Genomic DNA, 22370 nt, shown 5'->3' with positions numbered 1-22370 from the left:
CGCATCATGACATCTATTTTTTCTCAATTACGTCCGGCAGTCGTCGTGTTCGCGGGTTTAAGTTTGCTGGTCGGCGTGGTTTATCCGTTTGCCGTGACGGGAATAGGCAAACTGGCATTTTCACAGCAGGCTGAGGGTAGCCTCGTCAAGCTCGGAGACAAAACCGTAGGATCGAGTCTGATCGGTCAGTCCTTCAGTTCGCCGCAATATTTCTGGGGCCGCCCATCGGCAACGGCACCGATGCCGAATAATGCCGTTGGTTCCAGCGGATCGAATCTTGGTCCGGTAAATCCGGCGCAGATCGATGCGGTCAAAACACGCATCGCCAGCTTGCAGGCTGCCGACCCGGGTAACACGGCAAACATCCCGGTCGATCTGGTAACGGCATCGGCGAGTGGACTCGACCCTGAAATCAGCATCGCTGCAGCCCAATACCAGGCGCCCCGAATTGCCCGCGAGCGTAAAATGAGTGTCGAACAGGTGAATCAATTGATCGAACGAGCCGCGCAGCGACCCGTGTTCGGCGTATTCGGTGAGCCGCGCGTGAATGTATTGGCGTTGAATCTGGCATTGATCAGACATTAAGTCAGGCTTTAACTGTGACGAAATAAATTGGTGAAATAAGTAGCGACCTAAGCCAAATGACAACAAGATGGGTGCGCATTCCTGATGCCCGATTTCAGCGGATGACTCAGTTGATACTGCTTGCGTAGTAGGATGGGCTGGATAGTGATACTCCTATAGGTATTTTTATTCGACGCATATAAATAAAGCGGAGAATGTATTGTTTTTAGGCATACTCCCTTGTTTTTTTAATTTGACTACTAACCGGTGATAATTTGACTGGCTTTGCCGGTCATCAGGCGAGCCTACCATATGTCTCAAAAATATCTTTTAAAAAATGGCTAATCTGAACGACCAACGCCCTGATCCTGATGTATTGCTCGCACATGTGCAAATGCAGGAGCGTCGCGCCTCGCGTGGCAAGTTGCGTATCTATTTCGGCGCCTCCGCCGGTGTGGGCAAAACCTACGCCATGCTCAGCGCTGCACGCAAATTGCAATCGGAAGGGCAGCAGGTATTGATCGGCGTGGCCGAGACCCATGGTCGTCGCGAGACTTTGGCTTTGCTCGATGGTTTGCTGGTATTGCCGCCAAAGGCGATCGAGTATCGCGGCAAAACCTTGAACGAATTCGACATCGATAGCGCATTGGCGCGCAAGCCGCCTTTGATATTGATGGACGAGTTGGCGCATTCGAATGCGCCCGGCTCACGCCACCCTAAGCGCTGGCAGGATATTGAGGAATTACTCGATGCCGGGATTGATGTGTACACCACGGTCAATGTGCAGCATCTTGATAGTCTGAACGACGTCGTGGGCGGTATCACTGGCATCCGCGTCGCTGAGACGGTGCCGGATACGGTATTTGATGATGCCGATGAGGTGGTGCTGGTCGATGTGCCTGCCGATGAATTATTGGCGCGCTTGCAAACCGGACGGGTTTATCAGGCGCAGCAGGCCGAGCGGGCGGCGAAGAATTTTTTTCGCAAAGGAAATCTGATCGCATTGCGCGAACTCGCATTGCGCCGCACCGCCGATCGGGTCGAAGAAGATGTGCAAGCCTATCGTATCGAAAAGTCGATAGGCAAAGTCTGGAAGACCGATGCCGCTTTGCTGGCTTGTGTCGGCAGCGAACCCGGTGCCGATCATTTGATACGCAGCGCTGCACGCCTGGCGAGCCAGCTCAGTGCCGAATGGCATGCGGTCTATGTCGAAACGCCGCAACTGCAACGTTTGCCTGCCAGCCAGCGCGAGCGGATTTTAAAAAGCCTGAAGTTGGCCCAGGATCTCGGTGCCAAGACCGCCGTGCTGAGCGGTCAGGATGTCGCGCATGAAGTCGTGGAATACGCGCATAGCCATAATTTTTCCAAGATCATACTGGGCCGTCATCGTCCGCGATGGATGCAGACATCCTTGCACAGAAAAATGGCGGAGCTGGCACCGGATCTGGATTTGATCGAGATGGGACGTGCGAGCACGGATGATGCCAGCGGCCAGTCGGATCAGCAATATCGCCGCAGCCGCAATCAGGCCTTCGACACCACTGCCGAAAATATCGCATGGAGCGCTGCGGAGCAATCGATCAATCCAACCCGCTGGGCGGCCAAACGCTTACGTTATCTGTATGCCCTGCTGGCGATTGTCGGTGCGGCGGTCGTCTGCACACCGCTGCTGGGCGTTTTGCATCTGGTGAATATCGCGATGCTGTTCATGCTGGTGGTGGTGCTGGTGGCGTTTCGTCTGGGGCGTGGGCCATCGGTATTGGCAACGGTAGTCGGCGTTGCGGTATTCGATTTTTTCTTTGTGCCGCCGCGTTTTACTTTTGCCGTCAGTGATTTGCAATATCTGGTGACATTTGCAGTGATGCTGGCGGTGGGATTGTTGACCGGGTATTTGACGGCGGGTTTGCGCTATCAGGCAAGAGTTGCCTCTCACCGCGAATCGCGGGCGCGGGCCTTGTATGAGTTTGCCCGCGACCTGTCTGGCGTCTTGCAAGATGAACAGATTTCTGAGAGTACGCAGGTAATTATTCAGCGGGCTTTTCGCGCCAGGGCGATTTTGTTATTGCCCGATGCCGCGGGCAAATTGCAAGCGCCTGCCACGCGGACAGAGGGACTGGATTTGGGTATAGCGCAATGGGCTTTTGATAAAGTCGAAGCCGCGGGAATAGGTACGGATACGCTGCCCGGAAGTAATTTCTTTTATCTGCCTCTGGTGGCACCGATGCGAACCCGCGGCTTATTGGCGATACAGCCGGATAACCGGCGCTGGATATTAATACCGGAGCAGCGCCAGCAACTCGATACATTTGCCGCACTCGCTGCCATTGCGCTGGAGCGCGTGCATTACATCGAGGTGGCGCAAGAGGCTTTGATTCATATGGAGTCGGAGCGCTTGCGCAATTCCTTGCTGGCCGCCTTGTCGCATGATCTGAGAACGCCGTTGACATCCTTGGTAGGCATATCCGAATCCCTGACCATGTCCAAACCGGCGCTGAGCGATTTGCAGCAGCAGATGGCGCACAATCTGCATGCCGAATCCTTGCGCATGAGTGCGCTGGTCGCGAATCTGCTGGATATGGCGCGCATACAAAGTGGCGAAGTGAAATTGAATTTGCAATGGCAAACTTTGGAAGAGGTCGTTGGCAGTGCCTTGCGCGCCAGCACGGCGGCGCTGGCACGGGTCAAGGTGCAGACCAATTTACCGGCAAATCTGCCTTTGCTGCATTTCGATGCGGTGCTGATAGAACGGGTGCTCTGCAATTTGATGGAGAATGCGGCGAAATATTCGAGCGGTAATGCGGCCATCTCGATAGGGGCAGAAATCGACGATATCCATCAAACGATCAAGGTCATGGTCGATGATAATGGCCCCGGATTGCCGCCTGGACGAGAAGATATTATTTTTGAAAAATTTACCCGCGGCGAACGCGAGTCGGCAACGCCCGGCGTCGGCTTGGGGCTGGCGATTTGCCGTGCGATTGTAGAGGCGCATAACGGTCGTATTGCCCCTGCCAAATCGCTACTGGGTGGCGCTTGCATTTGCTTTACCTTGCCGCTCGGCACGCCGCCGGCATTGCCGGATTTTGATGCCGGCATTGAGACTGATCTGTAAATGCTGTAATAAACTCAATAAAATTCAATACAACTCAATAAATACTGATTGACTGATGAAAACAGAATCTACGCCTACCGCGCTATTGGTTGAGGACGAGCCGCAAATCCGTCGTTTTGTGCGCAGCGCCCTGGAGGACGAGGGCTGGCAGGTCGAAGAGGCGGGCGGATTTCAGCGCGGTTTAATTGATGCCGGCACCCGCCAGCCTGACTTGATTATTCTCGACCTTGGTTTGCCGGATGGCGATGGCATCGCCTTCATTAAAGATTTACGCAAGTGGTCCGGCGTGCCTGTCATCGTGTTATCCGCGCGGGTAAATGAGGCCGATAAAATCAAGGCGCTCGATGCCGGTGCCGATGATTTTCTGGGTAAGCCGTTCGGCGTCGGCGAATTGTTGGCACGCGTACGGGCAACCTTGCGACGCCAGCGCCAGCCAGGCGCTGCGGCCGACGGCATCGTTCAATTCGGCGATATCCGGGTCGATCAGCAAGCGCGCCTGGTCACCAAGGCAGGCAATATGGTGCATCTGACGCCTACGGAATTTCGTCTGCTCAGTATCCTGGTCAAGAATGCGGGGCGGGTCGTGACCAATCTGCAATTGCTGCGCGAGGTATGGGGTCCATCTCATGCAGAGGATGGACATTATCTGCGAATTTACATGGGACATTTGCGGCAGAAACTCGAAGATGATCCGACTCAACCGCGTTATCTGTTGACCGAAACAGCGGTGGGTTATCGACTGCTGCTACCGGCCTGACGCTCCACAATCCCTAGTTCGCTGGCACGCAGCTAAGTTCAGCGAACTCCATTAAATTCATCAATTACTCTCAGCTCGCCAGGCTGAGAGGCAGGTTTCTGCACGCCTGTTTTTTGTACATTGGCAGTTAGTGGCGCTGTTGGCATTGCTCTGGTGTTGTGGATTTGCCGGATGTCAATCTCGGCAGTTTTATTTTGTCCGTAGTCTCTTCATTCGAATGTGAAAATACTGTGAAAAACAATCTCCAAAAAACTCTCCTGATTAGCGCGCTTTCCAGCTTATTTTGCGGCACCTTAGCTCATGCGGAAGATGCCAGGCCAGATAATGAATTCAGCTTTAACGCGGCAGCGACATCCGATTATCGCTATCGCGGCATTTCGCAAACCCGCTTACAGCCTGCCTTGCAGGGCGGTGTCGATTACACGCATAATCCTGACGGTCTTTACGCAGGTGCGTGGGCATCGACGATTAAATGGATAAAAGACGCAGGTGGCAGCAGCGACCTTGAGCTGGATTTATATGCGGGAAAGCGTGGTGAGATCGTCAAAAATATCTCCTATGATGTCGGCGTTTTGACTTATGTTTATCCATCGAATGGCTTGGCGGTGAATGCCAATACAACCGAGATCTACGGACAAATCGGTTATGGCCCTGGCTACGCAAAGTACTCACATGCCGTGACGAATTTATTTGCTTATGCCGACAGTAAAAATAGCGGCTATCTGGATCTCGGCGCAAACCTGGATATCGATACAGGGTTGGTGCTGAATTTGCATGTGGGTCGGCAAAATGTGAAGAGCAATCCTGCCGCGACTTACACCGACTGGAAAGTCGGCGCAACGAAAGAGATCTGGGCAGTCAATTGGGCCATTGCCATCATTGGCACTAATGCCGATCGGCTCACCTATGCCTCGCCTGTGAATGCTAAATTCATGGGTAAAACTGCGGTGGTTGTGTCAATTAGTAAAATTTTTTAAGCCGGTTATTCAGATTGGCAAGGAGCTGGCGAGCGAATCAGGGGGCGGCGTAAGCTTGCATCATTAAAGGCCTGTTGATCTGACAGCCTCTCCGGAGATTGGGTTGTTGTCAGATCGGCAGAGTGCCATGAAATTCATGATCTTGACTATGCCAGTATTATTTGCCGGAAAGATCATCCGTGTTATCGAGAAGCACGCCACCGCGTGCGTCCCAGATGACATTGGTAATGCCCGGCTCGCTTTCTTCCAGGCGTTTTTTTTCCAGTTCTTCGGGGGTAAGTCGTTCACGTTCCGCTTGTGCCTGATCAAGCACTTGTTTGTCGTATTGCAATTGCTCTCTGAGTTCCAGGGCCAGGCGAACGTTTTCTTCCAGGTCGGCGGTTTCCCAGGGTTTAGTGATGTACCGGAACACCTCCGCTTCATTGACGGCACCCATGATGGTCTTAAAGTCAGCCGAGGCACTCAGCATCATGCGGATGGCATCTCCCTGAATTTCTTTCGCAATCCTGAAAAAATCGACGCCATTCATCGACGGCATATGGTAGTCCGAAATAATAAAATCGTATTGAGCGGCCGCCAGTTTTTGAATGGCAAGCCTGGGGTCATTGCATAGCTCAATATCAAAATTCAATTTTTGTGCGATGGGGCGAAGGCTGCGCTGTAAGGCATGCAGTACATTGATTTCATCATCCACTAGTAAAGCGCGACGCATTATGTTCTCCTTATGATGCTGGCGTATGAGTTTCCCTGCAGGCTTGCCGCGGCACTCAGCGGGGCGGTACGGACTCTGACGGTCATTTTTCCACCGTTAGACGCATCATACAGACGTATTTTTTCAATAATACGATCAGTCAATATATGATCTGCCGGTAACAGCATGACGCCATCACGCGATATCATTTCTGTCGATAAGATCATGCCGGCTTGCAGATCGCGGATAGCGATCTCTTTATCGGCGACTGGCTCACCCAGATGGCCGCTCATGACTTGATTGAATGCATTGACGACGTTTTCGTCATAGCGACTTTTTAAGCCACGCTGCACCACCCTTTGTGCTTCATCTGCGGGTAAGCGGCGTTGTACTAAGCTACCCGTTTGCAGACTATCGTAATCGCTGGCCAGAGCCAGTATGCGTGCGCCTAACGGGATAGCATCCCCTGGTAGTCCATCCGGGAAGCCGGTGCCGTCAAATCGTTCGTGTTGTGACCTGAGTATTTTGGCCGTTCCTTGCAAATCCTCTAGCGGTAATAGCAATTGTTCCGCCCTTACCGTATGTTTATGGTATTCCCCCAGTTCATCTCCGCTCATATTATTCACAGGTGTATTCAGCATCTCGTCCGAGAAACCGATTTTGCCAATATCGACCAATAAACCTGCGACAAAAATTTCTTGAGAGTCTTTGTTGTTGCAACCCATTCTGACGGCGATTTTTCGGGCCAGATCTGCGACTCGCCGGGAGCGGCCAGCCAGTTTGCCGCCTCGCATTTCTATCAAATTGGAAAAAACTTTTATCGAAGTCAAAAAGCTGGATTTAAGTTTGTCGTTGACCTGGACCAGGGAATCATGCGCTGTTTTGAGTTCAGCCGTCCTGGCTTCGACTTTTGCTTCCAGGCTATGATTTAATTCTTTGAGCTCATCATTCTGGCGTAGAGTCAATGCTTCCAATCTTCGTTTTTCGCTCTCCAGCGCCTTGCGTTCCAATGCCTGCCTTACCACCAGCATGATGTCGTTATCATCCCATGGCTTGGTAATATAACGATAAATTTCACCGCGATTGATCGCATCGATGATGGCTTGAACATCCGCATATCCAGTCAATAAGAGGCGCAGGGTATCGGGCCAACGACTTCTGACTTTTTCTAAAAATTGAGCGCCATCCATTTCTGGCATGCGCATGTCGGAGATGACCAGATCAACCGCTTCGGTTTCCATCACTGCCAGGCCTTCTTGTCCGCTATTGGCAATTAAAACCTTATAACCTTTGGCACGAAAAAGACGGCGTAACGACGATAGAATATTCGGCTCGTCATCGACACATAAAATTTTTGCAGACTGGACAAACTGCTCCATTCGCTCCGCTTCTGATTGCTGATCGGGGAGGAGGGATTCACTCACGATGCGCTTTCCTCGTCTGGATTAATCGGTTCAACGTGTTTAATCGGTAGCCTGATACGGAAGCAACTACCTTTGCCTACTTCTGAACTAATGCTAATTCGTCCATGATGTTTTTGAATCACACCATAAGCTAGCGAGAGGCCTAATCCAGTCCCTTTGCCTATCGGTTTTGTCGTAAAGAACGGGTCAAAAATTCTTGAGGTAATTTCTTTAGGAATGCCCGATCCGTTGTCTTCAACTTCGATGATCACAAATTCATCTTCGAATTCAGGCTCACGGAAGGTTCGTACCGTAATCTTACCGCGCTCTTCACCTATGGCATGACTGGCATTGACAACCAAATTCATGATGACCTGATTGATTTCTGTTGGCAAGCACTCAACGTCGGGGATATTTCCATATTCCTTAATCACATCTGCTTTATATTTGATCTCATTGTTGACGATATTCAGTGTTGAATCTATCCCTCTGTGCAGGTCAGCCCATTGCCATACATGATTAGTATCGGTTCTGGAAAAGTCCTTGAGGTCTTGGACAATCTTGCGGACGCGCGCAATTCCCTCTTTAGATTGCGCCATTAATTCCGGGATATCGTCCTTCAGAAATTCCAGTTCGATCCGGTTTTTGATTTCTGTAAGTTCCAGGCGAACGGCGGACGTGCTGATGTGCTGCTCCGCCGATTCGTAGGCGCTCAATATCTCGAACAGATCGGTAATGTATTTTTCTAGCGAACTGAAATTTGAAAAAATATATCCTACGGGATTATTGATTTCATGCGCTACGCCTGCGGCCAATTGTCCTATCGACGCTAATTTTTCCGACTGCAGTAATTGTTCCTGCGCTTTGGAAAGCTGGATATTGAGTTGGGTTAATTCGCCATTCCGTCGAATTAACTCAAACTCAATAGTGGCCCGCTGTTCCAGATCTGCTTCCAGTTTCCGGTTGGCTTCTGCCAATTGGACTGTTCTTTTTTTGACCAGCATGTCGAGATCGTCATAGGCTTTACGCAGAGCCTCTTCAGCGTCGTGGCGTTCAGTGATGTCCTCCAGTGTTTCGATTGCACCAATTACTTCAGCGCGATTATTATAGATGGGAGCAGCGGTAAAATGCAGCCAGAGCCCGCTCTGTCCAAGATGAGGAAAAAAATCATCGACTTCATAAGCGCCCTTAATTAAGGTTGAAGCCTTAAATTTTTTGTCGTAGAAGGTATTGATACTTTTTTCTACCTGCTCTGCGATGACGACATCGGCCAAAACAGGCCGTTTATGGCGGTAAAACGGTTGCCATTGTTTTTGAGTGGAAACCATCATGCCGGCAGAGTAACCCAGCAAGCGTTCCGTAGCTTTATTCCAATGGGTAATAACGTGCTCTTTATTGATGACGAAGGTTGGTACCGGATTGCTATCCAAGAATTGAAACAAGTCTAAATCCATCAAATTTAACGCTAATTCGTCGGGTTTTTCTTGTAACAACAGACTTGCTGGTCTGGACCGGACCGTTAAATTGCCTTCCGAGTCTGGACTGGCATCGTTTGTTTGACTTTGTTTATTGGAATGGGGATTTATCACTATATCTCCGGATCAAGCTATAAGTATCTGGCAGATTTCTTCAAACTGCGTCTCGGTATTATTAAATATTTTTTTGCACGCTTCATAGCTTAATCCTAATCGTTCCCATGCCAATACATTGATTTCGGGTACATCATCCTCTTCTATTTTTGTCAGATCCAGAGCATGTGCAATCACGTCCGCAATATGCACTATCATCGCTAACTTGCTATCGTTATCTGGTGGAATTTCGTGATGATAAGCGATGGCTTTTTGTATTTCTTCCGGAAATTGCCAATAGGCTGCCAGCGCATTGCCAACAGCAGCATGGTCAATGCCGAGCATACTTCTTTCCAGCAAGAACAGATAGGTATTAGATTCCTTTTGCGATGCAAGAACCTGAGCATATTGTTCCCGGTAAGTAGTGGCTAATACCAGTTTTCCGATATCGTGCAACAAACTTGCCGTAAATGCCTTATCGGGACTTGCGTTGACAAAATGGGCTATTTCCCGGGCGCAGATTGCGCTGGCGATAGCGTGTCTCCAAAACGAGGTGATATTAAAAACGGCGGATTGGTTTTCTGTAAAGTTACCGATAATAGCGCTGGTAGTAACGAGTGTCTGTACGCTACGAAAACCTAATAAAGTGATGGCTTCCTGGATAGTTTTTATTTTATATTGCATGCCATAAAACGATGAATTGGCGAGACGCAATGCCTTGGCAGTCAAAGTTTGGTCATGTGAAATTTTTGTCGCGATCGAGCCGATATCGACATCATCTGTCTCCATGCTATGCAGTAACTCCATCACGATGGATGATAGGGCAGGAAGTTGCTGAAGTTTTGCGGCAAGTTCCGCCATTGATACTTTATTTGCTTCACTCATTCGTCTTCTCCTCACGATATTGCATGACATAGCTCTTGAGGAGAGAATTGATTGGGAAATGGGATGTCTTATGAAATAGTTGATCGAGACGTTCTCGCTGGCGTAACAAATCGGCGCTATGATCAATTGCCGTTGCCTCAGTCAATTGAATGCAAATTTGAGTAATGCCGCGTTTTATTAAGGACTGGATATGGGTGGAGGTGAGTACGGTACCTTCCGGCAGTAAGACATGCTCATTTTGGTCAACAACATCTTTGGCGATGACCATGTCGGGCAGGGCATTTTGAATCGGAATATAGTCGTCCATACTAATCCGCGATTCGTAAGGTAATTAATTTTCCGCTCGATTGTGATCGTTCTCCCATCATTTTCCAGTTCACGATGAAATCGTGTCCTTCTATCGAGATTTGAAAATCTTCACCGGCAGCATATGTTTTGAGGGAGACACTGAAATCTTCTGATAACAGCCGTATATCCTCACCTAGCATCGGGGGTGATTTTTCCAATAAAACTTCGGCGGCTTGATTGATGAATGCGATCATGTCATTGTCGTCTATGCCGACAAGCGGTACCGGGATATATTGCAGTACTTCCCGGACAATTTCTAAGCTTGTTTCATCGCGTTTAATCTGCAATTGTTTTTGTTTTAATACATCTGCTAAATAACGATTGGCGGTAGCTAACTCTTGATTAGTTGTCTGGATTTGGATATGGAGACGACGATTCTCATCGGCCATTTCTTTGTGGCGAAATGCCTCTGCGATCTGTTCTCTGAGTTGCTCATCTTCCCAAGGTTTAGTCAGGAATTTATAGATGGCTCCTTCGTTGATGGCATCCGTAATTGATTGTAATTCGGTATATCCGGATAAAACGATACGGATCGTGTCCGGGTAAAGTTTTTTTGCGTTCCGTAAAAACTCAACTCCCGTCATTTCTGGCATCCTTTGATCAGATACGATGACGTCTACTTTATTTTCGCTGAGTAATTTGAGTCCTTCTTGACCGCTATTGGCGGTATATATCTGATACCCATCGCGTCTTAAAAGTCGTTTTACCGATGACAAAATATTGGGTTCATCGTCGACTAATAGTAATGATCTTTGCGGTTTTTCTAAACGCAACAGGTGATTTTTCAAGCAGATTTCGCTTTGAAGAAATTCCTTGGCCTGATCTGCTGGCATGGGCCTGGACAGTAAATACCCCTGGATTTGATCGCACATATTCAGGCTTAAGAATTCACATTGCGCTTCCGTCTCAACGCCTTCCGCAATGACTTTAATACCCAGGCTATGCGCCATCGCAATGACTGCTTTTGAAATGGAAGCATCTCCGGTATTTTCAATTACATCTCGAACGAATGATTGATCTATTTTTACGTAATCGAAGGGGAAGTGCTTGAGGTAGCTGAGCGCTGAATAGCCGGTGCCAAAATCGTCTAAGGCTAAGGCAATACCATGTTCTTTGAATCCTTTCAGGGTATTGCCAACTGGGCTGCTGTGATCCATCAGCACGCTTTCTGTAACCTCCAGAGAAATCATATCGTGCCCGATTTGCATGTCTTTCAGGATGTTGAGTAACTTGGTCGTGAAGAATGGATTCTGCAATTGTCTTGGAGAGACATTGATGGCGATGCACGGCGCAATAACGCCATCTTTTGTCCATGCGGCAATGTCGCGACAAACCTGTTTTATGACCCAGTCGCCCAGTTTTTCGATCAGGCCTGATTCTTCTGCAATAGGAATGAAGTAGGTGGGCGGAATCATGCCTCTGTTGGGATGATCCCAGCGCAGTAGCGCTTCCATACCGACGATTTTTCCAGTTTGCAGGTCTGCCTTGGGTTGGTAATGCAGCGAGAGTTCTTCCGCGATAATCGCTTTGTGAAGGTCGTTCGATATTTCAACTCTGTCCTTGGTGATTTCATTCATTTTTGCTGAATAAAATTGGAAATTGCTGCGCCCCAGATGTTTGGCGCGATTAAGCGCCAGATCAGCAAAAGTAAACAGATCATCATCATTGCTGCTGTCTTGCGGGTAAAGTGCAATACCGATACTGCAGGAGAGATGCAATTCTATGTTGTTCGCTAAATAGGGTTCGGCGATGACGCAAGAAATTCTTTCGCAGACATTGATGATATTTTCTGTTTTTTCAAAGTCTTTTAGAATTAATACGAATTCATCGCCGCCATAATAAGAGACGGTATCTGCTTCATGTACGCACTGATGAAGACGCTCCGCAATGTTTTTGAGAAGCTGATCGCCCGTACCATATCCAACCCCATCGTTCACAAGCTTGAAGTGATCCAGACCTAAATGGAGTAGAGCGACGGTAGTCGCTTTTCTGTCGGCTGAGTAAATGGCTTGTTTGGTGCGATCTTTCAGTAAACTGCGGTTCGGAAGCCCCGTGAGTTCATCGTGTTTTTGTTGAAATAAAAATTCTTTCTGTAATTGTTCCTGCGCTTTTTTTGCCTCTTCTAATTTACATTTTTCCGTATAAAAGTAGACGTCGAGAGTCAAGCCGATATCAAAGAAGGCCAGTTTGATTAATGCTTCGATATAACTGCTAAATAGCGAAAAATCATGCTCACTTATTTCCCACGCTAATGATGTCGCTTCGGATAAATATTTTCTGTAGATACCTAAATACCACTCGTGGCTTAGATGTAAATTTTGTTGTTTAACTGCCGAATTCAGTCGGTTATGTAAATAAGTTTTGTCGTAATTTCCTTCAGTTAAAAGAGAAAAATAGAGACGATGACATTCATCTAATTCTTCATAATCAGAGGGTGCAAGTAACTGGTTTAATTGAGGTGCGCTCTTGATGTGTTCTGACAATATACGCAATAGTTTTTCTCTATATGGAGAGATTTTTTTCCCCAAGTCTGCGAGCGACTCGGCATCTCTCTGTTCAAATTCAAGAAAACTTAATCGCTTCAGTAATGTGGTTTCATTACTTTTGTGTGATTCAAGTATGTCCTTTATTTTTGCGTTGTAATCTATTTGGTTTGCCATATAGTTCTTTAAGAATTAAGAGAGTCAAAATTCAGCCAAAAATAGTTAAGCGTATGTTGGGTGATATTTGTAACCGCATCTCCAGGGCGCTGCATAATCTCTAGGTCGCTCGTGATAATTTATTACGTTATTTCTCGCGTTAAGTTTCCGGTGCATTCTCAGGATGTATGGGTAGGCGTATGGTAAAACTGGTTCCTTTGCCTAATTCACTTTCAACTTCGATTTTTCCACGATGCTTCTTAATAATGCCGTAGGCTAAAGAAAGCCCTAAACCGGTGCCGCTGCCTATCGGTTTTGTGGTGAAAAACGGCTCAAAGATATGTTTTAGATTTTCGGGTGAAATACCGGAGCCGGTGTCGCTCACTTTGATCCAAACCCAATCGTTTTGAACCCCCGTGCTGACGTGGATAACACCGCTGTCTTTGATCGCATACGATGCATTGACAAAGAGATTCATGAAAACTTGATTGAGTTGTGAAATGAGGCATTTCACTGGCGGTAATTTTCCGTATTCCTTGACGATATTGGCTTTATATTTGATTTCATTTTTGACGATGTTTAAAGTGCTTTCCAGCCCTTGATGGATATCTGCTTCTTGCCAGTCCGCTTCGCCAACATGGGAAAAATCCTTTAAGGATTGCACAATGTCCTTGACGCGCTTTAAACCATCCATCGACTCCCGTACGAGATCTTCTATATCGTCTTTTAAAAAAACCAGATCAGCCTTTTCCCTAATGGCGGCTAATCGTTGATGAAATTCGGAAGCGGGTGGGATATGTTGAAATAATTTATCGTACTGCTCGATGACGTTAAACAGGGTTCCTACATAATTTTGTAAAGAACCCATATTCGAATTCACAAAGCCAACGGGGTTGTTGATTTCATGCGCGATACCAGCGGCAAGTTGGCCGACGGAGGCCATTTTTTCCGATTGCAGCAACTGCTCTTGAGCTTCTTGTAATTTTTGGATCAGAGCTTGTTGTTCTTCCCCTTTTTTTTGCAAGGCTTCTTCCATCTGTTTGCGTTGCGTGATATCCGTGAGCGACCCCACCACTTCTATCGGATTCCCCTCGGCATCGCGTATCAGACGGAGCATGTCGTGCATCCAGATGTATTGGTCATTACTGCTTTTAAAGCGGTATTCGTAGGTTCTGCTACCCTCGGTAAATAGCATTGCAATACTGGAGAATATTTGCGGTATGTCTTCCGGATGAATATGGTCAAACCAGAAATTAGGATCGGCTACCATTTCTTCCGGATGATAACCAAGCACCCGCAGCGCATTGCTACTCACGAAGGTCATCTTGAAATCGCCTGTTGGTACGCTGCTGTAAATGATTGCGGGGGTATTTTCTATCAGGTATTGGAGGCGGGCTGTTGTAGTTGGTGTAGCAGGCGTTAAACTTCCGTTGCCATGCGAAACCGTCGTTTCGTGGAGCTGTGATAATGAGCTGAATTCGTCAAATTGATCGTTCATCAGTGTAGTTACACCATGAGTAAATCGGAATTGCGCGCTTTATAATTGACAACTGCCAGGCATCTCGTGTTGCACTTATGTTAAACCAAAATAATACGACTGCAATAAGAGAAATATGACATGTTGCTTTCTATCAACTAGGATTTAAATCTTTCATTGAATGATTTTTTACATAATTTAACATTTATTGGATTTTATTATTCATGAAAATTGGATGGAACAATTTTTTGTTGAATAATTGAGTTTTGAGTTGGTATTGCGCTACCTATCCGTCACTTGTTTTTATTGACACCACCCTCAAAACTTTGCAAAGTGTCGATAGTTGTTGCACAAATACATATGCTTAGCTGATTCCTGAATTTCTCTCTTGAAATTCCCTGCGGGATCACCTATTGTGCAATGCACCAATAATAACAAGGTACACAATTGGCTAATCAACACTCAAAAAGCAGCTTGACGGCTCTAACGTTAGCTGCCATCGGCATCGTCTATGGCGATATCGGCACCAGTCCTCTTTACACGATGAAAGAGGTTTTTTCAAAAGAACATGGTCTACCGCTCACGGAAGCAAATATTTTCGGTATTGTTTCACTGATCCTGTGGGGCTTGTTCATTATCGTTGCAGTCAAATATGTCACCTTGATTTTGCGAGCGGACAACCGGGGTGAGGGCGGTATCATGGCGCTGACCGCGATGGCTCTTGAGTCGGTCGGCAAGTCTTCGAAGTGGCATTTTTTATTATTCGTGCTTGGTCTGTTTGGTGCTGCGCTGTTTTATGGCGATGGCGTGATCACGCCAGCGATCTCGGTGTTGTCGGCGATTGAGGGACTCGAGGTCGCGACACCCGCATTTTCTCCGTATGTGGTTCCGATTACTTTGATGGTACTGATTGGCTTGTACTCGGTACAGCATAAAGGCTCGGCAGGTATCGGCAAATGGTTTGGGCCAATTATGGTGGTCTGGTTTATCGCATTGGCGATTATGGGTGTTTACAACATCATTAAAATGCCAATTATTTTAGGTGCTTTGAATCCATGGCATGCAGTCCATTTTTTGACGGAAAACCGCTCGCTGGCTTTCCTTGCTCTGGGTGCAGTTGTGTTGGCGTTCACTGGTGCCGAAGCCTTGTACGCCGATATGGGGCATTTCGGTCGTAAGCCTATCCGCATGGCGTGGTTTATTATTGTATTCCCCGCGCTGGGCTTGAATTATCTGGGGCAGGGCGCGCTGTTGATCTCCAATCCAGAAGCAGTCGCCAATCCTTTTTATTCGCAACTGGGCACCTGGAGTATTTATCCTCTCGTCGCCTTATCGGCGATTGCCACGGTGATTGCGTCTCAGGCGACGATTTCCGGCACCTTCTCAATGACAAAGCAGGCGATCTCGCTGGGATTCTTGCCGCGCATGAAGATTATTCACACCTCGTCTAAAGAGATCGGTCAGATCTATATTCCTGTAGTCAACTGGTTGCAATTGATCGTGGTGGTGGCTGCCGTCGTGGGTTTTGGTTCCTCGTCAAACCTGGCCTCCGCTTACGGTATTGCTGTTACGGGTACGATGCTGGTGACTTCCTTGCTGACGTTCTTCGTGATTCGTTATGGCTGGAAATATAATCCCTTCCTGTGTTTTATGGCGACCGGTTTTTTCCTGGTGATTGATTTCGCTTTCTTCTCTGCGAACGTGTTGAAGTTTTTCCACGGTGGCTGGTTCCCCGTGGTGCTGGGTATCATCATGTTCACGGTCATGGTGACCTGGAAGCGAGGTCGTGAACTGGTATTTGAGAACTTGAAGAAGCACGCGATTCCTCTGGAAGATTTCTTATCTTCTCTGTTCGTCTCGCCACCGATCCGGGTCTACGGTACCGCAATATTTTTGCGTGGTGAGGCGGATGGCGTGCCGCATGCGCTCTTGCATAATTTATCGCATAACAAAATATTGCATGAACGCGTGATCTTCCTGACTCTGCACAATAAGGAAATCCCATGGGTGCCTTATGCCGACCGTATCAAGGTCGTCGATCTGGGACATAACTGTTTTCAGATTGATGTTAACTACGGCTTTAAAAACGAACCGGATATTCCGAAGGCACTTGAACTATGCGAAGCCCACGGTTTGATTTTCGAACCGATGGAAACTTCATATTTCATTGCCCGTCAAACGATTGTTTCTCGTCCGGGCAGCGGCATGGCGTTGTGGCGCGAGTGGCTGTTCGTCGCAATGTCGCGTAATGCCCGCGATGCAGCGGATTACTATCAGGTGCCAACGAATCGGGTGATTGAAGTCGGTTCGCAGGTTGAGATTTGAGATATAAAGAAAAATAAGCGAGGGGCTTATCAACTGAAAATTGCTATGCTATAATCTTGGTCTTTCGCGGCTGTAGCTCAGCTGGATAGAGTACTTGGCTACGAACCAAGGGGTCGTGGGTTCGATTCCTGCCAGCCGCACCAGATTCAAGGGACTAGATGCAAATCTAGTCCCTTTTTTCTTTTCATGGATTGAATTTGCCAGCACTATTTGCCGCGTAGTTCGTCGCTCATTTCAGGCCAGGTATTCCTAATTTAATATTGCTATGCTATAATTTTGTTTTTTCGCGGCTGTAGCTCAGCTGGATAGAGTACTTGGCTACGAACCAAGGGGTCGTGGGTTCGATTCCTGCCAGCCGCACCAGATTCAAGGGACTAGATGCAAATCTAGTCCCTTTTTTCTTTTCTACCCGATATTTTGAGAGGTGATGAGATCAAAAGTCCCATGCCAAAATCGAGGTAACACCGATTAAGTCGCGCAATTAAGTAGGAGTTGACGCAAGCTCCATCCGGCGGGGGCACCCTGATTCATGCCAGAGCTGGTTTTGCTGGGTGGTTCGCTTGAATCCTTGCTGGCGTCGATTAAGGCAGCCAGCAGGCGATCTAGTTGTTTAGTGTCTGGCAGCATAGTGCCAAAAAATTGTATTGTATCTTTGTGCTGAATTAACAGCGTAGGGAAGTTTTCAATCTCTACCTCATCGACCAGATGTGCCTGATCTTCTATGTCTATCCAGGCAAAACACAAGTTAGGGTGTTGCTCTGCCAATTCATCAAATTGACGGCGATAGCTCGTGCAGGTATCGCACCACGCAGCGCACAGGCAGGCGACTAGCCATGGCTTACTCTGCAACTGACTTTTGATGCTGTTCAAATCTTCGGTATTGGTCGCTAATTTCATGCGCTCTATTTTAACCTAAAGCTTTTCTTCTCCATGCTAGTCAAAGATCCGGGTTTTGGTTTATGGCTGCGCCCTGTAAAATACGCGTATGACAACGCTACTTGCAATTGAAACTTCTACCGAGCTGGCTTCGGTCGCCTTGATGACGGGTGACTCTATGATCAGTCGCGAACTATCCGGGGTGCAGACGCATTCCCAGGGAATTTTACCCGCTATCCAGGCATTATTGCTGGATGCAGGCATCACCTTGCAGCAATGTGATGCGATTGCTTTTGGTTGTGGCCCCGGTGCCTTTACCGGCGTCCGTACTGCTTGCGGCATCGTGCAGGGATTGGCATTTGGTGCTGAGCTACCTGTTTTGCCTATCATTAGTCTGTACGCAATGGCGGAGGCCGCCAGACAGTTATCTGACGCGACCGATTTCGTCTGCGTATTAGACGCCCGCATGGAGGAGGTATATTGGGCGCAATACCGCTATGCAGACGGTAAATGGTCAGAGCTCGTGGCACCGGTCTTGTCGAAAGCTGCGGATATTGACGTTGTGCCGCAGACGGATAACTTGGTGTATGCACTGGGTCATGGCGTAGTGCTAGGCCAACTTGATAAAACCCATCGCCAGGTTTTGTGCATGCCGCACGCCAGGCAAGTTGCAACACTGGCGATCAGGAATTTTGATGCAGGATTATGCCTGGATGCCGCGCAAGCGCAGCCACTTTACTTACGCAATAAAATCGCATTGACGACCGCAGAGCGCCAGCAATTGAAAGAAGCGGTTTGATGGTGGCAGGAATGCATTTTTGCCGGCTCGGTTTTGAAGATGTCGATGCTATTCTGGCCATCGAAGAAAGGGTCTATACCCATCCCTGGACACGGGGAAATTTTTTAGATTCTTTATACAGCGCTTATCATTTCACCGGTTTGCGTGACGCCGATCAGGTATTGATCGGTTATTTCATTCTGATGCCAGTGGTTGATGAAATGCATTTGTTGAATCTGGCAGTGGATGCCGCCCATCAAGGAAAAGGCTATGCCAGAATCTTGCTGGAGCGGATGATCGTATTCTGTCGAGAAAAAGAATGCCAGACAATTTTGCTCGAAGTCCGTATCAGTAATCAGCGCGCAGTCGATGTGTACCGGCAATTTGGATTTAAGGAGATCGGTCGTCGCAAGGGATATTACCCGGCGGCCGATCAAACGCGGGAAGATGCCATTGTAATGCGATTCGAATTGTGAACCCATGTGACCCTTATGAATGATGCTGAACAACACGCTGCTTTTTTGACTGAATTGGGCATTGGCCCGGTCTGGAAATTACGCGATAACGCTGAGTCTGTGATCCCGGCTGCCAACCCCAATACTCAGCCTGAGGTTTTATCGGAGATTCCCGTATCCGATGCCGGCCCGGTAATGCAGGTTGCCTCCACCGCAATAGCCGATCTCGACTGGGGTAGTTTGGAAAATACGGTATCGGGGTGTCGCGCTTGCCAGTTGTGCGAAGGCCGCGCGAATACTGTATTCGGCGTCGGTGATCGACATGCGAAATGGTTGTTCGTCGGCGAAGGACCGGGTTATCAGGAAAATCTGCAAGGGAAACCCTTTGTCGGGCCTGCCGGGCATTTGCTGGATAATATTTTGCGTGCCTTGGGCATGCAGCGTGGCGAGAATACCTATATTGCGAATATAGTGAAATGCCGTCCAACGGATGCACAGGGCAAAGACAGGGCGCCATTGCCTGAAGAGGTGGCGGCATGCTTGCCGTATTTAAAGCGACAGATCGCTTTGATACAGCCGGAAGTCATTATTGCACTGGGTAAAACCGCGGCGATTTCTTTGCTCGATTTAAATCCCGAAACGCCAGTAGGTCAATTGCGCGGCAAATTGCACCGTTATCAGAATGTGCCTCTGGTCGTGACTTATCACCCGGCTTACTTGCTGCGCAAGCCAACGGAGAAGAGCAAAACCTGGGAAGATCTCTGTCTCGCATTGCGTTCGATGTGAGGTCATGACGACTTATCAGAACCAGTTTCATCGGCAGTGGCAGCATCTGCATGACCGGCATGTACGTGCCTTGGTATGGTTGCTTACCTCGCCGTCTTTATTGGCCGCGAATCTGCCGCATTGGCAAGACAAGATCGCTGATATTGTGATTGCTGACGAGACTCAATTCGCTGCATGGATCGCCGACCTTGACCGTCATCCTCAACCTTTATATACCGCTTTAGCGCGTCACCAGCAACGCCGCCTGGGGCGTTATGCCGAAAATTTGCTGGCGTTTTATTTGCAGCATCAGCATATTTTGTATGCGCAAAATGTCCAGATACAAAATACTAAACAAACCTTGGGTGAATTCGATTTTCTCTTGCATCACGCAAAGGGATTGCTGCATTGGGAACTGGCGACGAAGTTTTATGTGCATGTGGCCGATCAGGGGGCGAGCACCGATGTGATCCACCTGCGCGATTATCTTGGTCCAAACCTGGTCGATACCTTATCCGGGAAATTGCACAAAGTTTTTGATCAGCAATTGCAGTTATCCCTGAATCCTGCTGCAACATCCGTATTGCCACTGCCGGTAGTCAAGGCGCAAGCCCTCATCAAGGGCTGGCTGTTTTACAGGACTGGATGGCTCTCCTCAATGACGCAGTTTCCGCCCGAAATCGCTCCCGCTCATTGCAATGGCTATTGGTGGACTATAGCTGAGGTAGAGCAACTCGATATAGCTGCCGGATTGCTGCCCGACAGATTGGACTGGTTTGCGCCGGCCCAGGCGGAGGAATCGGCTGTGCTGCACAAAGCCGCACTGTGTGAGCAGATCAGGCAGCGATCGGAACGCGAGAAATCGCCTGTTTTATTGACAATCATGTCTAAAAACGGCGGCTTATGGCAGGAAAGCTGCCGCGGCATGGTAGTGCCGGATCATTGGCTGGCAAGCGCCAGGCAGCGGCGCTCAGAGAATAATGAATAGAGTTCTGGAGACTGGACTTAATGTTTCTGTTCGCCGATTAAAGCCAGCGAGTTGAATTCAAGTTGATTCGCCGCGTGTTTGCGCATTACCAGATAAGTGGTGCCCGACACAAACAGGCCGAACATGATGATCACGACATGAATATTCAAATTGAGGGACACCATCAAGGCGTACAAGGCCAGCATGGTCAGCACGGACAGATTTTCATTAAAATTCTGCACCGCAATCGAGTGCCCGGCACTCATCAGCACATGGCCGCGATGCTGGAGCAAAGCATTCATCGGCACTACAAAAAATCCCGCCAGCGCGCCGATTAATATCAATAAGGGATAAGCGACCCAGACGTTGGTCACCATGGTCATCGTGATCACCACCAAGCCCATCGCGACACCCATAGGCATCACGGACAAAGATTTTTTCAGCGGAACGAAGCGCGCGGCGGCCACCGCACCCAGAGCAATACCGACCGCTGTCACACCTTGCAATGCTGCCGCCTTATCCAGAGGCATTTGCAAAGATTTCTCCGCCCATTTCAATACAATGAATTGCAGGGTCGCACCAGCGCCCCAAAACAAGGTAGTGATCGCGAGTGAAATCTGACCCAGCTTATCTTTCCACAGGATCGTAAAGCAACCAGCAAAATCAGCGATGAGTTTGACGGGATTATGTTGCTGACGTGCATATTTGGCACCGGTGTCGGGTATCCTGAGATTGAATAAGGCAGCTAAAGCATACAAGCTGATGATCACGGACAGAGCAGCCTCATTCGGCGTGTTGATGGCGAAATCCAGGACCGGAAAGTCGAAATTCAGCAACATTGCCGAAATATGCGGATTGACCAGCAAACCGCCCAATACCGTACCCAGAATGATCGAGGTTACTGTCAGACCTTCGATCCAGCCGTTCGCGGCGACCAGTTTTTCAGGCGGCAGCAGCTCTGTGAGGATGCCATATTTTGCGGGTGAATAGGCGGCGGCTCCAAAGCCTACGACGCCATAGGCGATTAAGGGATGCACGCGAAAGAACATCAGGGCGCAGCCGCCTACTTTAATCAAGTTGGTGATAAACATGACCTTGCCTTTAGGCAGAGAGTCAGCAAATGCGCCGACAAAGGCCGCCAGCAATACATAAGATAAAACGAAAAAAAGCTTTAACAGAGGCGTCATCCAGGCGGGCGATTGCATGGAAATGAGCAAAGACATAGAAGCAATCAATAGAGCATTGTCAGCGAGCGAAGAAAAAAACTGCGCCGCCATGATTGTGTAAAAACCGCGTTTCATTCTTTATTGTGCCTGTTACAAAATGTCACCGACTCGCTTTATACCATGAAAAGTAAAGAATATTCGTGATTTAGACCAAGTCATGCGCTCAATACTGAGTAAAATACCAGTAGTTTTTATTTGTAGGGCTTACGCAAAAAACAAAACCACTCACCATCGAGACACCGAGGCCCAGACAAAAGCAAGGGGAATTGCTTCCATGGCATGTGGATGTCAAGGGAACTTCTAAAAACCCCATACTCGAGCGCATCGCGTCGTTACAAAGCCTCGCAATACCGACGTATTGCTGCGTTTTGTGCCTAGCGTTGCATCTCGATTAAAGGGTTTTTAGAAGTTCCCTCAAACGAATCCGCAAGCCGGGTGCGGCTGTTGGCGCGAAATGCCTCGGAAAGCCGCATCCAGCCTGCGGGTTAATGTACATGGTGCTAAGCAATTTGTCGTTTTGCATAAGTCGTAATTACGTATTTTTTAGAAAACCTGTT

18 protein-coding genes and 2 tRNA genes are annotated in these 22370 nt (G+C 48.3%); 11 read left to right on the top strand and 9 right to left on the bottom strand.

Annotated elements, in window-relative coordinates:
• Positions 1-15: 15 nt before the first annotated feature.
• From kdpC to LPB67_RS07005, 4 genes are all read left to right on the top strand, one after another.
• The gene (gene kdpC, locus LPB67_RS07020) at positions 16-585 is read left to right on the top strand and encodes a potassium-transporting ATPase subunit KdpC (RefSeq protein ID WP_410482718.1); all 570 of its coding nucleotides are present in this window, start codon (positions 16-18) and stop codon (positions 583-585) included.
• Positions 586-901: 316 nt separating this feature from the next.
• Complete coding sequence (kdpD, locus tag LPB67_RS07015) at positions 902-3676, top strand: two-component system sensor histidine kinase KdpD (protein ID WP_262836402.1); 2775 nt, start codon at positions 902-904, stop codon at positions 3674-3676.
• A 55-nt stretch (positions 3677-3731) separates the two neighbouring features.
• The gene (kdpE, locus tag LPB67_RS07010) at positions 3732-4433 is read left to right on the top strand and encodes a two-component system response regulator KdpE (protein ID WP_262836401.1); all 702 of its coding nucleotides are present in this window, start codon (positions 3732-3734) and stop codon (positions 4431-4433) included.
• A gap of 230 nt (positions 4434-4663) precedes the next feature.
• Positions 4664-5410 (top strand): TorF family putative porin, encoded by a 747-nt coding sequence (locus tag LPB67_RS07005; protein WP_262836400.1) that lies wholly within the window; start codon positions 4664-4666, stop codon positions 5408-5410.
• Between the two features lie 157 nt (positions 5411-5567).
• On the opposite strand, the gene LPB67_RS07000 is transcribed toward LPB67_RS07005, so the two are convergent.
• From LPB67_RS07000 to LPB67_RS06970, 7 genes are all read right to left on the bottom strand, one after another.
• Complete coding sequence (locus LPB67_RS07000) at positions 5568-6122, bottom strand: response regulator (RefSeq protein WP_262836399.1); 555 nt, start codon at positions 6120-6122, stop codon at positions 5568-5570.
• Positions 6122-7525, bottom strand: coding sequence for an HD domain-containing phosphohydrolase (locus LPB67_RS06995; RefSeq protein ID WP_262836398.1), 1404 nt, complete (start codon positions 7523-7525; stop codon positions 6122-6124). Before LPB67_RS06995 ends, LPB67_RS07000 begins: the two co-directional genes overlap by 1 nt.
• Positions 7522-9093: an ATP-binding protein gene (locus LPB67_RS06990; RefSeq protein ID WP_262836397.1), complete on the bottom strand. Its 1572-nt coding sequence runs from the start codon at positions 9091-9093 to the stop codon at positions 7522-7524. The genes LPB67_RS06995 and LPB67_RS06990 overlap by 4 nt, the downstream gene beginning before the upstream one ends.
• A gap of 12 nt (positions 9094-9105) precedes the next feature.
• Positions 9106-9957, bottom strand: a complete 852-nt coding sequence (locus LPB67_RS06985; protein WP_262836396.1) for an HDOD domain-containing protein — start codon at positions 9955-9957, stop codon at positions 9106-9108.
• Positions 9950-10264, bottom strand: a complete 315-nt coding sequence (locus LPB67_RS06980) for a hypothetical protein (RefSeq protein WP_262836395.1) — start codon at positions 10262-10264, stop codon at positions 9950-9952. The genes LPB67_RS06985 and LPB67_RS06980 overlap by 8 nt, the downstream gene beginning before the upstream one ends.
• 1 nt (position 10265) lies before the next feature.
• Positions 10266-12965 (bottom strand): EAL domain-containing protein, encoded by a 2700-nt coding sequence (locus LPB67_RS06975; RefSeq protein WP_262836394.1) that lies wholly within the window; start codon positions 12963-12965, stop codon positions 10266-10268.
• A gap of 139 nt (positions 12966-13104) precedes the next feature.
• Positions 13105-14442, bottom strand: a complete 1338-nt coding sequence (locus LPB67_RS06970; protein WP_262836393.1) for an ATP-binding protein — start codon at positions 14440-14442, stop codon at positions 13105-13107.
• 426 nt (positions 14443-14868) lie between these two features.
• Here LPB67_RS06970 and LPB67_RS06965 point away from each other — a divergent pair, with 426 nt between their 5' ends.
• The 3 genes from LPB67_RS06965 (at position 14869) to LPB67_RS06955 (ending at position 17109) form a co-directional block, all read left to right on the top strand.
• The gene (locus LPB67_RS06965; RefSeq protein WP_262836392.1) at positions 14869-16746 is read left to right on the top strand and encodes a potassium transporter Kup; all 1878 of its coding nucleotides are present in this window, start codon (positions 14869-14871) and stop codon (positions 16744-16746) included.
• 66 nt (positions 16747-16812) lie between these two features.
• Positions 16813-16889, top strand: a tRNA-Arg gene (locus LPB67_RS06960).
• A 143-nt stretch (positions 16890-17032) separates the two neighbouring features.
• A tRNA-Arg gene (locus LPB67_RS06955) sits at positions 17033-17109 on the top strand.
• Positions 17110-17214: 105 nt separating this feature from the next.
• On the opposite strand, the gene LPB67_RS06950 is transcribed toward LPB67_RS06955, so the two are convergent.
• Positions 17215-17643, bottom strand: coding sequence for a thioredoxin family protein (locus LPB67_RS06950; protein ID WP_262836391.1), 429 nt, complete (start codon positions 17641-17643; stop codon positions 17215-17217).
• An 88-nt stretch (positions 17644-17731) separates the two neighbouring features.
• On the opposite strand from LPB67_RS06950, the gene tsaB reads away from it, so the two are divergent.
• The 4 genes from tsaB to LPB67_RS06930 are packed head-to-tail and all read left to right on the top strand — an operon-like array spanning position 17732 to position 20608.
• Positions 17732-18421 (top strand): tRNA (adenosine(37)-N6)-threonylcarbamoyltransferase complex dimerization subunit type 1 TsaB, encoded by a 690-nt coding sequence (gene tsaB, locus LPB67_RS06945; protein ID WP_262836390.1) that lies wholly within the window; start codon positions 17732-17734, stop codon positions 18419-18421.
• Positions 18421-18876, top strand: coding sequence for a ribosomal protein S18-alanine N-acetyltransferase (gene rimI / locus LPB67_RS06940; RefSeq protein ID WP_262836389.1), 456 nt, complete (start codon positions 18421-18423; stop codon positions 18874-18876). The genes tsaB and rimI overlap by 1 nt, the downstream gene beginning before the upstream one ends.
• Positions 18877-18891: 15 nt before the next feature.
• Positions 18892-19641, top strand: a complete 750-nt coding sequence (locus LPB67_RS06935; protein ID WP_410482713.1) for a uracil-DNA glycosylase family protein — start codon at positions 18892-18894, stop codon at positions 19639-19641.
• Positions 19642-19645: 4 nt separating this feature from the next.
• Positions 19646-20608, top strand: a complete 963-nt coding sequence (locus LPB67_RS06930) for a DUF1853 family protein (protein WP_262836387.1) — start codon at positions 19646-19648, stop codon at positions 20606-20608.
• A 17-nt stretch (positions 20609-20625) separates the two neighbouring features.
• Here LPB67_RS06930 and lplT read toward each other — a convergent pair whose 3' ends face one another.
• Positions 20626-21888 carry a lysophospholipid transporter LplT gene (gene lplT, locus LPB67_RS06925; protein ID WP_262836386.1) on the bottom strand — a complete coding sequence of 421 codons (1263 nt, stop codon included), beginning with the start codon at positions 21886-21888 and terminating at the stop codon, positions 20626-20628.
• Positions 21889-22370 lie beyond the last annotated feature (482 nt).

The sequence above is a fragment of the Undibacterium sp. Jales W-56 genome (genome assembly GCF_025548535.1).
Lineage (GTDB): Bacteria > Pseudomonadota > Gammaproteobacteria > Burkholderiales > Burkholderiaceae_D > Undibacterium.
This window is presented reverse-complemented; position numbering and strand designations above follow the sequence as displayed.

Excerpts from the sequence above, each read along its gene's own strand:
- LPB67_RS06970 (WP_262836393.1), bottom strand. The coding sequence starts at position 14,442 with ATGAACGATCAATTTGACGAATTCAGCTCATTATCACAGCTCCACGAA.
- LPB67_RS06950 (WP_262836391.1), bottom strand. The coding sequence starts at position 17,643 with ATGAAATTAGCGACCAATACCGAAGATTTGAACAGCATCAAAAGTCAG.
- kdpE (WP_262836401.1), top strand. The coding sequence starts at position 3,732 with ATGAAAACAGAATCTACGCCTACCGCGCTATTGGTTGAGGACGAGCCG.
- LPB67_RS06975 (WP_262836394.1), bottom strand. The coding sequence starts at position 12,965 with ATGGCAAACCAAATAGATTACAACGCAAAAATAAAGGACATACTTGAA.
- LPB67_RS06985 (WP_262836396.1), bottom strand. The coding sequence starts at position 9,957 with ATGAGTGAAGCAAATAAAGTATCAATGGCGGAACTTGCCGCAAAACTT.
- rimI (WP_262836389.1), top strand. The coding sequence starts at position 18,421 with ATGGTGGCAGGAATGCATTTTTGCCGGCTCGGTTTTGAAGATGTCGAT.
- kdpD (WP_262836402.1), top strand. The coding sequence starts at position 902 with ATGGCTAATCTGAACGACCAACGCCCTGATCCTGATGTATTGCTCGCA.
- lplT (WP_262836386.1), bottom strand. The coding sequence starts at position 21,888 with ATGAAACGCGGTTTTTACACAATCATGGCGGCGCAGTTTTTTTCTTCG.
- LPB67_RS07000 (WP_262836399.1), bottom strand. The coding sequence starts at position 6,122 with ATGCGTCGCGCTTTACTAGTGGATGATGAAATCAATGTACTGCATGCC.
- LPB67_RS06980 (WP_262836395.1), bottom strand. The coding sequence starts at position 10,264 with ATGGACGACTATATTCCGATTCAAAATGCCCTGCCCGACATGGTCATC.
- LPB67_RS06930 (WP_262836387.1), top strand. The coding sequence starts at position 19,646 with ATGACGACTTATCAGAACCAGTTTCATCGGCAGTGGCAGCATCTGCAT.
- tsaB (WP_262836390.1), top strand. The coding sequence starts at position 17,732 with ATGACAACGCTACTTGCAATTGAAACTTCTACCGAGCTGGCTTCGGTC.
- LPB67_RS06935 (WP_410482713.1), top strand. The coding sequence starts at position 18,892 with ATGAATGATGCTGAACAACACGCTGCTTTTTTGACTGAATTGGGCATT.